The 12092-nt window shown below is 47.7% G+C and carries 9 protein-coding genes and 2 pseudogenes; 4 read left to right on the top strand and 7 right to left on the bottom strand.

Features of this window, described 5'->3' with window-relative positions:
* Nucleotides 1–97: 97 nt before the first annotated feature.
* Together TZ48_RS21130 and TZ48_RS21125 are read right to left on the bottom strand one after the other, a co-directional pair.
* Nucleotides 98–526, bottom strand: a complete 429-nt coding sequence (locus tag TZ48_RS21130; RefSeq protein ID WP_112480550.1) for a GNAT family N-acetyltransferase — start codon at nt 524–526, stop codon at nt 98–100.
* Nucleotides 527–693: 167 nt separating this feature from the next.
* Nucleotides 694–2178 (bottom strand): carbon starvation CstA family protein, encoded by a 1485-nt coding sequence (locus tag TZ48_RS21125; RefSeq protein WP_112480548.1) that lies wholly within the window; start codon nt 2176–2178, stop codon nt 694–696.
* Nucleotides 2179–2454: 276 nt separating this feature from the next.
* Here TZ48_RS21125 and TZ48_RS21120 point away from each other — a divergent pair, with 276 nt between their 5' ends.
* Nucleotides 2455–2811, top strand: a complete 357-nt coding sequence (locus TZ48_RS21120) for a DUF2799 domain-containing protein (protein ID WP_042476057.1) — start codon at nt 2455–2457, stop codon at nt 2809–2811.
* A gap of 80 nt (nt 2812–2891) precedes the next feature.
* Here TZ48_RS21120 and murQ read toward each other — a convergent pair whose 3' ends face one another.
* Complete coding sequence (gene murQ, locus TZ48_RS21115) at nt 2892–3821, bottom strand: N-acetylmuramic acid 6-phosphate etherase (protein WP_112480546.1); 930 nt, start codon at nt 3819–3821, stop codon at nt 2892–2894.
* An 8-nt stretch (nt 3822–3829) separates the two neighbouring features.
* Nucleotides 3830–4948, bottom strand: a complete 1119-nt coding sequence (locus TZ48_RS21110; RefSeq protein ID WP_112480562.1) for an anhydro-N-acetylmuramic acid kinase — start codon at nt 4946–4948, stop codon at nt 3830–3832.
* 186 nt (nt 4949–5134) lie between these two features.
* Between TZ48_RS21110 and nagZ the strand changes: the two are divergent.
* Nucleotides 5135–6033 (top strand): annotated as a pseudogene (gene nagZ, locus TZ48_RS21105) (beta-N-acetylhexosaminidase).
* A 55-nt stretch (nt 6034–6088) separates the two neighbouring features.
* Here nagZ and btsR read toward each other — a convergent pair.
* Together btsR and TZ48_RS21095 are read right to left on the bottom strand one after the other, a co-directional pair.
* On the bottom strand, nt 6089–6814 hold the full coding sequence (btsR, locus tag TZ48_RS21100; protein ID WP_112480545.1) for a two-component system response regulator BtsR: 726 nt from the start codon (nt 6812–6814) through the stop codon (nt 6089–6091).
* A pseudogene (locus TZ48_RS21095) lies at nt 6811–8513 on the bottom strand (LytS/YhcK type 5TM receptor domain-containing protein). The gene btsR and the pseudogene TZ48_RS21095 overlap by 4 nt, the downstream one beginning before the upstream one ends.
* Before the next feature lie 249 nt (nt 8514–8762).
* On the opposite strand from TZ48_RS21095, the gene TZ48_RS21090 reads away from it, so the two are divergent.
* Both TZ48_RS21090 and tyrA read left to right on the top strand, forming a co-directional pair.
* A complete protein-coding gene (locus TZ48_RS21090; RefSeq protein ID WP_112480543.1) occupies nt 8763–9836 on the top strand; it encodes a 3-deoxy-7-phosphoheptulonate synthase in 1074 nt (357 codons plus the stop codon).
* Between the two features lie 8 nt (nt 9837–9844).
* Nucleotides 9845–10972: a bifunctional chorismate mutase/prephenate dehydrogenase gene (gene tyrA, locus TZ48_RS21085; RefSeq protein WP_112480560.1), complete on the top strand. Its 1128-nt coding sequence runs from the start codon at nt 9845–9847 to the stop codon at nt 10970–10972.
* Nucleotides 10973–11031: 59 nt separating this feature from the next.
* Here tyrA and TZ48_RS21080 read toward each other — a convergent pair whose 3' ends face one another.
* Nucleotides 11032–12039: a M23 family metallopeptidase gene (locus tag TZ48_RS21080; RefSeq protein WP_112480542.1), complete on the bottom strand. Its 1008-nt coding sequence runs from the start codon at nt 12037–12039 to the stop codon at nt 11032–11034.
* Between the last annotated feature and the right edge of the window lie 53 nt (nt 12040–12092).

Raw genomic sequence — 12092 nt, 5'->3', positions numbered from 1 at the left:
GCAATGCCCAAGTTCATAGTTAACTTGGGCATTTTTTGTTTTAAACAGCAATTTGCAGGCATAGCTCTTTGCGATGATGCCACAGCTTGTTTCGTCTTTATTCGCTAAGTGATTTACGAAGCCCGATACGGCTGTAGCCTTTTGGAAAATCATCAAAGCGCGTGAATTCCACAAATCCTAACTTTTGATAAAACACTGGTGCTTGCCAGCTTTGAGTCCACAACCAAAGCCCAGATAGCTTGTTTTCAATGGCATATTGTTCTGCGTGTTCCATCAGTTTACTGCCCATTCCCGTTCCTCGGCAGCGGTCATCAACCCAGAGTTCATCGATATACATCCAGTCCCAAAGAAGATCTGCGGTCAGTGCAGCAATGAGCTCACCATTGTCATCGCGAACTGTCCAATTGACATGCTGTTTGTCATAGTTTGGCGCTACCTGCATTTGACTATGAGACTCAAGACCGGCAGTGAGTTCATTTTGTGTCTCGTCATTCAGGCGACCTTGGGCGAATTCGATATTAGGCATTGTGCACCTCTGCTGCTTTATACGCGGGTAGGAAGATAGTGACCGCAAATAGTACTAGAGTTGGTTGGCTTTTCCTATGAGTGTGAAAAAGCCCTCAACAGATGTTGAGGGCTTCAGAGTGTTCAGCTCAATTTTGAGTTTAGTAGAGCTTAGCGTTTAGGGATAACTCACGCCGTCTCTGTTTCACCGGCAGGTTTCTCTTCATCTGCCAGGTCAGTTTCACCTTTACCTTTTGACTTCTTAATCACGTAGCCCGCGATAGAAAGTGAAGACACGATACCAAGGATGGTTGATAGCTGCATTGGCAGACCGAAGCCTAGTGTTGCGTTGTTCAGGATGAAGGTAATGACGACCGTTGTCATGAATACCGCTGGTACTGTGGTTACCCAGTGAAGCTTGTTATGGCGTAGTAGGTAAGCTGACGCAGTCCAAAGCATCATTACTGCCGTAGTTTGGTTCGCGAAACCGAAGTAGCGCCAGATAACACCAAAGTCTACTTGAGTTAGGATGCCACCGATAACGAACAGTGGGATAGCCATCATCAGGCGGTTACGCAGTGTCTTTTGCTCCATGTTGAAGTATTCAGCAAGGATAAGACGGCTTGAGCGGAATGCTGTGTCACCAGACGTAATCGGTAGAATAACCACACCTAGGAAAGCAAGCACACCACCAAACACACCTAGTAGACCAAATGACGCGCTGTAAACCACGTTACCAGGACCGCCGTTCTTCACGGCTTCCGCAAGAGAATCGATTGAGCCGAAGAAAGATAGCGCCAGTGCACACCAGATTAGCGCGATAACACCTTCACCAATCATTGCACCGTAGAATACGAAGCGACCATTCTTTTCATTTTCCATGCAGCGAGCCATCAGAGGAGACTGAGTCGCGTGGAAGCCAGAGATAGCACCACAAGCGATAGTGATGAATAGAGCAGGCCAAAGTGGCAGGTCATTTGGATTCATGTTGGTAAACATGTCACTGATTTCAAAGCCGCCCATGATTTGGTGCTCGCTTGACAGTGCCACCGCTGTGATAAGGCCAACAGACATGAAGATAAGCAGCGCGCCGAACAGTGGGTAGAAACGGCCGATGATTTTATCAACAGGAACAATGGTCGCGATGATGTAGTACGCGAAAATAATCACGACCATAGTGGTCATGCTCATCGACATGTCCATTTGGTCGTTCACTAGGTTAGTAATCATGCCAGCAGGCGCTGAAACGAAAACCACACCAACCAGTAGCAATAGGACGATGGCAAAAATGTTCATAAAGTGTTTGGCGCCATTGCCTAAGTAACGACCGGTAATAGTAGGGACAGATGCACCGCCATTGCGAACCGATAACATACCTGAGAAGTAATCGTGTACCGCACCTGCGAAGATACAGCCGATAACAATCCAAAGCATTGCTGCAGGACCATAAAGAGCACCCATGATTGGGCCAAAGATAGGGCCAACACCTGCGATGTTCAGTAGTTGAACCAAGTACACTTTCTTGGTCGACATTGGAACGTAATCCACACCGTCAGCTTTCGTATGAGCAGGGGTTTGACGTTTTTCGTTAATACCAAAGACCTTCTCGATGAAAGCCCCGTAGATAAAGTAGCCGCCAATCAAGGCTGCAACACAAGTTAAAAACCACAACATAACTGTTATCCCTAGTTTGTGATGACATTAATTTCTGGTAACCATTATAAAAATGATGAATTAACGCCACATTGGCTTATTCGGTTAGTGGCGAAATAGCTGATTAAGTGGTCAATAGCTAAGTTAAGTGGTTTTGCTGATAGCTAAGCGGTCGAATTTATCGGGTAAGTGGCAGAATAAAAGCGTGAAGTGAGTCACTTTCGCTGTTTGAGAGTGGCAAAACAGCGTGAGAACTGGCATTGTTATCGGCAGACATTTTATCGATCATAAAGGGAAATCATGAGAGCGCTAATCATCGTTGCGACCAGCTTGCTGGCATTCGGCTGTGCTAAGGGGGTGGACGATCTTGCCAAAGAAGGAAGCTGGGATCAGATCGGTTATCAAGATGGCGTGAGAGGGCAGCTTTCCCGCAGTTATTCGGATTTAAATAAGCTCGGTGAAGCGGTGCACTCTGAGTATGATGCGGGTTATCAGCGCGGTATTATCGAGTTTTGTGATGCTGATTTCGCATATCAAATTGGTTTGTCTGGGCAGTACTATACTGGCGCATGCGAAGGTTTGCCTGAAGCGCAACGTTTTCGAATGGAGTGGCAGCGAGGCTGGACGGATTACTCTCAGCAAAGCGGTTTTTAATCGCCTCTCAAAGGCAGTAAAAAAGGGTTAGCTTAGTGCTAACCCTTCTCGTTTTTACCGCTTTCCAAGCTAGATCGCGTTTAGCCGTCGCTGTTCTCGCTATCTACCGCTTTACGAAGAAATCCATCTTGCTTGGTAAGTTGCTTCTCGGCGCTGGCTTTGTCCAGGCCTGTTAGAATCATCAATATGGACAGCTTCACATCGTAGTCGGTCTGTTTGAGTGCTGTCGTCGCAGTCTCTTTGTTGCAGTCGGTTGCTTGCATCACGATGCGGGTTGCACGGGCAACCAATTTTGCGTTGGTTGCCTTCACATCCACCATCAGATTTTGATAGCTCTTGCCTAAGCGGATCATGCTCGCGGTGGTGAGCATGTTCAGAACCAGTTTTTGCGCAGTGCCCGACTTTAAACGCGTCGAGCCAGTGAGCGCTTCCGGCCCCACGACTGGACTAATGGCAATACTCGCTACGTTGGCAATATCGGAAGCTGGATTACACGATAGTGCCACCGACGTCGCGCCGACTTCATTGGCATACTCTAGAGCACCAATGACATAAGGCGTGCGACCGCTCGCAGCGATACCGACAACCACATCTTTGTCGGTCAGCGCGATATCCTTTAAGTCTTGTGCACCTAGAACAGGGTCATCCTCAGCCCCTTCTTTGGCTTTAAACATCGCCTCTTTACCGCCAGCAATAATACCTACCACCATTTCAGGGTCGGTACCAAAGGTAGGCGGGCACTCTGATGCGTCCAGCACTCCGAGGCGACCACTGGTTCCTGCGCCAACATAGAGTAAGCGCCCGCCATGCTGGAAGGCTTGAGTAATGGCATCAACCGCCGCAGCAATCTCAGGAATGACTTTTTCAACCGCTAGTGGAACCAAACTGTCTTGCTGATTCATACGCACTAGGATTTGCTCTGACGAGAGCAGGTCGATATCCATGGTTTCTGGATTGCGTCCTTCAGAGACGAGCTGGGAAAGCGCATTTAATAAAGCGTCGTTTGTCATAGTGAGTCCTAATCTGCAGGGTAAAAGACACCCAGTGGCACGGCTTTGCTAGCGCCGGTCACCGAGGGAAGATTGCTAGGTATTTTATGGATAAAACAGTGCGCCAGCCAAGCAAAAGCCATCGACTCCATGTAGTCACCACTGATCGCTTCGCTATCGGTAGAATCGACATGCCAGTTTGCCAGTAGTTCGCTAAGGCGACTCATGATAATCGGGTTGTTAGCGCCCCCGCCACAGACGAGCAGTTTTGGGCTGGCACCCACGCAGTATGGCTTGACCGCTTGGGCGATAGTTATGGCGGTAAACTCTGTCAGCGTGCGCAATATGTCGTGGCTGTCAACGGCGTTATCTAGTTTTTCTAGCTGAGCTTGCAACCACTCACCGTGATAATACTCGCGTCCGGTACTTTTAGGCGCGCTGCGCTTAAGGTAAGGGTCGGTGAGCATCTGTGCCAACAAGCTATCGTTGACATGTCCTTGTTTGGCAAGGTGTGCATCTTGATCAAAAGCTTGGGAGAACGCGTGGGTACACCAATGATCCAAAAGCACATTACCGGGGCCGGTATCAAACCCTACGACATCACCATTGGGTTGCAGGACGGATACATTGGCAATGCCGCCAATATTAAGGATCACTTGAGTCGATTCACTGTCGCCAAACAGGTAGCGATGAAATGCAGGCACCAACGGCGCTCCTTGACCACCTAGCGCCATGTCTTTACGCCGGAAATCACCGACAGTATTAATGCCTGTGAGCGCAGCAACTAGGTTGTTATCGCCAAGCTGAATAGTAAATGGCGTGTCACCATCTGGTTGGTGAAAAACCGTCTGGCCATGATTGCCGATTGCGGTGATTTCATCAGCGCTGTAGTTCGATTTTGCGAGTAGTGAGTCCACCGCATGCGCATAGAGTTTGCCAAGTTTATGGTCGAGCTCACCAATTTTTTTTAGGCTGGTGGGCTGTCCCTGGCATATCGCGAGTACCTCACTTTTTAGGTCGTCGGGATAGCTCAAGAAATCGCTGTCGACGAGACGAATCTGCTTATCCCTAATCGCAACAATGGCGGTGTCGATACCATCTAGGCTAGTGCCTGACATGATACCGATATACAACGCTTCCTTTGACATCATAAACTTACTCCGTTTTTACTCAGCTTTATTGTAAATCAAAAACAATAGGAATAACCTCTGGGGATGCCCATTTGATAATAAATTTGCAGAGGAGCAATTATGGGACCGCTATGGATTGATGTGGCAGGCTACGAACTGACTGCGGAAGATCGCGAAATTTTAGAGCACCCAACTGTCGGTGGCTTGATTCTGTTTGCCAGAAACTACCACGACTCCGAGCAGCTTATTGAACTCAATCGACAAATCCGTCAAGCGGCGAAAAAACCTATCGTTATTGGTGTCGATCAAGAGGGGGGCGAGTGCAGCGTTTCCGTGATGGGTTTACTCTGCTTCCGCCAGCGGCACGTTACGCCAAGCTTAAAGATGAAGCTTTGGCTCATCAAGCGGGCTGGTTGATGGCTGCAGAGCTGATTGCTCATGACATCGATTTAAGCTTTGCCCCTGTGCTTGACCAAGGAGAGCAAAGCAAAGCTATTGGTAATCGCGCCTTTGGTGATAACTTCCAGACTATCGTGCAATACACCACCGCTTTTATGGCGGGTATGAAGTCAGCAGGGATGGCGACAACCGGTAAGCACTTTCCTGGGCACGGTGGCGTAACCGCAGACTCGCACCTTGAAACACCCGTGGATAATCGAGACTCTATTTTTGAGGACGACATGCGCATCTTCCAGGCTCACATCAAGGCTGGCGTGCTTGATGCGATGATGCCAGCCCACGTAGTGTTCCCCCATTACGATGACAAACCTGCGAGCGGCTCAAACTACTGGTTAAAAGAGGTGCTTCGTAAACAGCTTGGCTTCAATGGCATTGTGTTTTCTGACGATCTTTCTATGGAGGGCGCAGCGATTATGGGCGGCCCCGCGGCACGCGCTCAGCAAGCACTCGATGCGGGCTGCGATACACTGTTAATGTGTAATAACCGCAACTCGACGATTGAGGTACTGGATAACCTGCCAATTACCAAAGTGAAGCAGGCAAGTCGCATGCTTAGAAAGAAAAACTTTGAGCTAGAAGAGCTTAAGAAAAGTGCTCAGTGGAAAGCGGCAAATAGTCAAGTTCTGTCGGCGCTGGAAGGCTAAAGGTAGAGACAAAAACAGCGAGCTTAGCTCGCTGTTTTTGTAGGTAAGTAAGAGTTTAGTGGAACCCTAGCGTCTCTTTAAGCGACTTCAAATACCGGCGGCTCACTGGTATTGGATGGTCGCTTTGGGTAATGATCTCCGCCAGCCCGTTCTCCAATAGCTTGATCTCTTTAATCGCCTTTACATTGACCAAAAACTGTCGATGACAGCGAATAAGCGACGTCTTATCTTCAATCACTTTCAGCGTTAATTGCGAGGTCGCTTTCTGGTTCGCTGTTTGTACGTGCACACCTGAAAGGTCACTATAAGCAAACTCTACATCTTTAGTGGCAATTATGACGATACGGTTGTGACCAGAACAGGGAATTTGGTCGAGTGCCTTTGGTGCGATGGGGTCAAAGTTTTCTGTTTGGGTTGTATCGCGTTTGTTTAGGCGCTTGACGGTTTTGGCTAAACGGCAAGGGTCGACGGGCTTAAGCAGATAATCGAACGCATTGTCCTCGAAAGCTTGGATTGCGTACTGGTCATACGCAGTGACAAATACGACATTCGGCATAGTATCTGGATCTAACATGCTCAAAAGCTCAATGCCAGTTATCTGCGGCATTTGAATATCGAGAAACACCACATCAGGTTTGTGCTGATTGATCTTCTTCAAACCTTCTATAGCGTTGCTGGCTTGATCGATGATCTCAATCTGCTCAAACTCAGATAAATGCTCAATAAGCTCCTCACGAGCATATAACTCATCATCAATTACTATTGCGGTTAACCGTGTCATGAAGCGATAGCCGTCCTTTTATCGTCTGAATTTACGGGCGCTGGAATAATAAAGCTCATCCGTGTGTATTGGTGGTTTTCTACTTCAATTTTTAGCGCTGAGTCACGTCCAAATTGATTGCGTAGGCGTTTATCTACTATCTGCATTCCTAAACCTTGATGACCAGGCTCAGGTGGCAGGTAGGTACCGGCGTTGTCTTCCACTGTGAGTCGGTAACCTTGTTCACAGCGTTCACTGAAAATTCGAATTGATCCACCTTCAAGAAGGTTAGAGATACCATGCTTAATGGCATTTTCAACTAATGGCTGCAAGGTAAAGCTAGGTACGGTTTGCTCGAGTAGTTTGGGGCTGATATCGATATCGACTTCTAAGCGGTCGGTAAATCGGGCTTTCTCTATGGTTAGGTAGGCATTGACGTGCGCGAGTTCTTCTTTAAGTGTCACCGTCTCGATGTTTTGTTTTAGGTTACTGCGGAAGAACTGTGACAAGTGCTGGATCAAACTGCGTGCTTTATCGGGGTCACGACGGGTAATCGCGCTAATGGTATTGAGAGCGTTAAACAGAAAGTGCGGATTGACCTGCGCATGCAGCAACTTGATTTCAGCTTGGTTAAGCAAGGTTTGCTTGTGGATGTAATCACCATGCAGGATCTGACTAGAGAGTAGCTGGGCAATCCCTTCGGCCATCGACATGTTAATGGTCGAGAACAGTTTCCGTTTCGGCTCGTACAGCTTTATGGTGCCAATCACTTCATCACCTGTACGTAGTGGAATGATCAGTGCTGAGCCGAGCTTACAGTCTTTGGAAATTGAGCACTGATAGGGGTTTTCCTTGCCGTCAAGGTAGATGATATCGTTGTTGTTCATCGAGTCGAGGGTGCTTTGCGATGAGATGGGACGGTTGAGTTTATGATGGTCTGCGCCAATACCAACAAACGCTAGAATCTTCTCTCGATCGGTAATGGCAACCGCGCGACGTTGGTTTCTTCATAGATAATACGTGCAATTTTACTGGCGTTGTCGGAGTTAAAACCGTGCACCAAAATCCCCACCGAGCGCTCCGCAATATTCAAAGCGCGACGTGAAAAGGTTGCCGAGTACTCTTCAAAGATGGTTTTGCGATCTTGCAGTATGCTCATAAACAGCGCAGCGCCCACCGAGTTGGCAATGATCATTGGTGCCGCGATATTGGAGACGAGTGCGTAAGCTTGATCGAACGGTTTGGCGACGATCAAGATAATCAGCATTTGTACCACTTCGGCGACAAAGGTCACATAGAACACCACTAATGGATTAAATAGTTGCTCTTTCTTGCCTTTATGAAGAAAGTAAAGGTGCATGATGCCACCAATGACCCCTTCAGCGGTGGTTGAGATAGCACAAGCGACATCTGTGAAGCCGCCCAACGTGTAGCGGTGCATCCCTCCAGTAAAGCCGACAGCAAAACCGACGACTGGTCCACCAAATAGTCCCCCCATGACCGCACCAATGGCTCGTGTATTGGCAATCGCATCGTCGATCTGCAGGCCAAAGTAAGTGCCAAGAATACAAAATGAAGAGAACAGCACGTAGATGCTGAATTTATGACTCAAGCGATTGGTCACGCTAAACAGCGGCAGGAACAGCGGCGTTTTGCTGAGCATATAAGCCAGCATCAGATACACGCACATCTGTTGCAGCAGAGAGATAATTAAGTCCATGGATACCACCTCAACCTCGATGGTTTTATTGTAACTCAAGTATGAGCAAAGAGGAGAGGCGGGTGTCGAAGCCTGATCACAGAGCGAAAGCTAACTAGAGATGAAGGTGTGTAAACTTTAATTTACGTTAGGTGTTTTTTTAAGTTTACGCTTGCATGTGTTTTTTATCTATGTATATTACCAATTAAAGCTTAGCCGAACACGGAAGTGATAAAAATTCTGTGTAAAAATAAATTTACAGGTGACGAGATGAAAAAGAGCGAACTCAGTAATATTAATATCAGTGACGAACAAGTACTGATCACGCCAGAACAGCTAAAACAAAAATTACCGCTTAGTGAAAAAGCGCGCAAGTTCATTCAAGACTCTCGTGAAACTATCGCCAACATCATCCATAAAAAAGACCACCGCTTATTGGTTGTGTGTGGCCCTTGTTCTATCCACGATGTGGATGCAGCAAAAGAATACGCTAAGCGTCTAAAAGCACTTTCAGAGCAGTTGAGTGATCAGCTTTACATCGTGATGCGAGTTTACTTTGAAAAGCCACGTACCACAGTGGGTTGGAAAGGTCTTATCAACGATCCTCAACTGGATGGTACGTTCGACATTGAGCATGGCCTGCATGTAGGTCGTGAGCTGCTGGTAGAACTGGCAGAAATGGACATCCCACTAGCGACAGAAGCGCTTGATCCAATCAGTCCACAATACCTAGCGGATACCTTCTCATGGGCAGCGATTGGTGCTCGTACCACAGAATCACAAACTCACCGCGAAATGGCGAGTGGTCTGTCTATGCCTATCGGCTTTAAAAACGGCACCGATGGCAGCCTAGCCACCGCAATTAATGCGATGCAAGCGGCGTCTTCAAGTCACCGCTTCATGGGTATTAACCGTGAAGGTCAGGTAGCACTATTGACGACCCAAGGTAACGCTAACGGTCACGTCATTTTGCGTGGCGGTAAACAAACCAACTACGATTCAGTGTCTGTGACGGAATGTGAGCAAGAGCTTGCCAAATCGAATTTAGATGCATCTCTAATGGTCGATTGTAGCCACGCGAACTCACGCAAAGACTACCGTCGTCAGCCTTTGGTTGCTGAAGATGTGATCCACCAAATCCGTGAAGGTAACAAGTCGATTATCGGTCTGATGATTGAAAGTCATCTCAACGAAGGTAACCAGAGCAGCGATATTCCTCTGAGCGAAATGCAATACGGCGTGTCTATCACCGATGCGTGTATCAATTGGGCTTCAACTGAGGCACTATTACGTCATGCTCATACTGAGCTGGTCCCATTCTTGGAAAATCGTATTAAGGAATAATGACATCCATGGCTGCTGAACTGAACGCATTGCGTGACCAAATCGATGACGTTGATAAGCAGATGCTTGAGCTTTTGGCAAAGCGTCTATCTCTTGTGGAGCAAGTTGGTGAAGTAAAGAGCCGACATGGCTTACCCATCTATGCCCCGGATAGAGAAGCAGCCATGCTGGCCTCTCGCCGCGAAGAAGCGGAGAAAAAGGGTGTGCCTCCTCAACTGATTGAGGACATCTTACGCCGCACCATGCGAGAGTCTTATGCTAGTGAAAAGGACTCGGGCTTTAAGTGTCTTAACCCGGAATTACGCTCGGTTGTGATTGTAGGTGGTAAAGGGCAGTTGGGTGGCTTGTTTGGTCGTATGTTTACCTTATCTGGTTATCAAGTCAAAGTTCTTGGTAGCCAAGACTGGGATCGCGCCGACGAGATCTTAGACAACGCTGGTCTTGTGGTTGTGACGGTGCCTATTCACCTAACAGAAGGGGTGATTGAGAAGCTTGGCAATCTGCCAGATGACTGCATTTTGTGTGATTTAACCTCTGTTAAATCTAAGCCACTCAATGCCATGCTTAACGTTCACCAAGGTCCTGTTGTCGGCCTGCACCCAATGTTTGGTCCTGACGTTCCAAGTCTTGCTAAGCAGGTTATTGTTTACTGTGATGGTAGACAACAAGCCGAATACCAATGGCTACTTGAACAGTTCAAGATTTGGGGCGCAAGTCTGTGTCAGATCTCTGCTGAGCAGCACGACAAAGGCATGACGCTTATTCAGGCGCTGCGTCACTTCACCTCGTTTGCCTACGGTCGCCACCTGAGTCAGCAAAACCCAGACCTTGATACGCTAGTTAAATTGAGTTCACCTATCTACCGTCTCGAGCTTGCAATGGTTGGCAGACTGTTTGCTCAAGACCCGGCGCTGTACGGTGATATTATTATGTCGTCGGATGAAAACATTGAGATGATCAAGTGTTTCCACAAACAGTTTGGCGAAGCGCTAGCGCTACTCGACAGCAAGGACAAAGCCAAGTTTGTCACTGAGTTTAATGAGGTCAGCGCTTGGTTTGGTGATTACTCACAACAGTTTATGTCTGAGAGTCAGAATCTGCTTAAACAGGCGAATGATGCGATTCATCGTGGTTAGTTGACGAAATACGTCGAGTAGCAATGAGATAAAAAACGCAGCGAGTTAGCTGCGTTTTTTTAGTTGGTTTGTTCGGTGTTTATCGCGTCGACTTCTTCATTACCTGCAGTCTTAATCGACGAATCCACATAAGGCGCATTGGTCAGATTAATCTGAAGCTTAACCACACTACTGACCAGCTCAATTAATGGTGCCCACTGGACTTTCTTCTCTTTTTCAAAGACATAATCGAAGTTTTCTGGACTCCAATCGATAAAGTACTGAGGGTTTAAAGTACGGCCCAAGAAGCGGATTTCATAGTGAAGGTGCGGGCCTGTTGAGGTCCCACTATTACCGCAGGTGGCAAGCACATCCCCTTTACTCACAAACTGGCCACTCTTTGCTTTGAACTTGTGTAGGTGAGCGTAAGAGCTCATAAAGCCAAAGGCGTGACGTACGGTGAGATAGTTACCATAGCCTTGGCGGCTAGGCCTTACTGTTTCAACGACGCCGTCTGCGGGCGCTAAGATCTGTTCACCAGTTTTACAGGTTAGGTCGATACCACTATGTACATGACGCTTGCCGGTAATCGGGTGCGTACGTCGACCATAAGAAGAAGAGATGCGCTGATAAGTCATCGGACTATCGTTGGGAATGAGTCTGAGCATGGTCGCGCGCACGGCTGAATCAATCGCTGCGGCGTCGATACGCTCTTCTAATGGCATCTCACTGTCGTACTGCTCTTCATCGACAAGACCAAGTACGGCTTCCACGTCGTTAACGCGTTTACCCAGCAGTTGCAATGAATCACGTTTCTCTTCGAGTTCTTGAGAGAGCGCGTGCATTTCATTGACTTGCTCTTCCAGCTTCGCCTCGAGCACCGCTTTTTCTTGATTAAGATTCGCCAATGAGCCTTCTGTCGAGGTCAGTTCAAGTTGAGATTGTTGATACGAATAGCCCACTAAGCCCAAGCCAACAGGAAAAGCCGCAGCAAGTAAGATCGCTGTATAGGTGCGCTTTTTCCCTAGGCGCAGCGTTCTCTTCTTTCCTTGTTGTGTCGGGATAACAACCCGGATCTTATTAGGCATAGTAACAGTTCGTAAAAGACAGTGTGTCTATAAAGTAAGGTGAATTTTCAGTA

Origin of the sequence: Vibrio variabilis (genome assembly GCF_003263785.1) — a bacterium.
Lineage (GTDB): Bacteria > Pseudomonadota > Gammaproteobacteria > Enterobacterales > Vibrionaceae > Vibrio > Vibrio variabilis.
The sequence above is the reverse complement of the archived record's forward strand: the minus strand, read 5'-3'. Positions and strand labels throughout refer to the sequence as shown.

Coding starts and splice junctions, on each gene's coding strand:
- TZ48_RS21125 (WP_112480548.1), bottom strand. CDS start 2,178: ATGTTGTGGTTTTTAACTTGTGTTGCAGCCTTGATTGGCGGCTACTTT.
- TZ48_RS21110 (WP_112480562.1), bottom strand. CDS start 4,948: ATGTCAAAGGAAGCGTTGTATATCGGTATCATGTCAGGCACTAGCCTA.
- tyrA (WP_112480560.1), top strand. CDS start 9,845: ATGGCTGCTGAACTGAACGCATTGCGTGACCAAATCGATGACGTTGAT.
- TZ48_RS21090 (WP_112480543.1), top strand. CDS start 8,763: ATGAAAAAGAGCGAACTCAGTAATATTAATATCAGTGACGAACAAGTA.
- TZ48_RS21080 (WP_112480542.1), bottom strand. CDS start 12,039: ATGCCTAATAAGATCCGGGTTGTTATCCCGACACAACAAGGAAAGAAG.
- TZ48_RS21130 (WP_112480550.1), bottom strand. CDS start 526: ATGCCTAATATCGAATTCGCCCAAGGTCGCCTGAATGACGAGACACAA.
- btsR (WP_112480545.1), bottom strand. CDS start 6,814: ATGACACGGTTAACCGCAATAGTAATTGATGATGAGTTATATGCTCGT.
- murQ (WP_112480546.1), bottom strand. CDS start 3,821: ATGACAAACGACGCTTTATTAAATGCGCTTTCCCAGCTCGTCTCTGAA.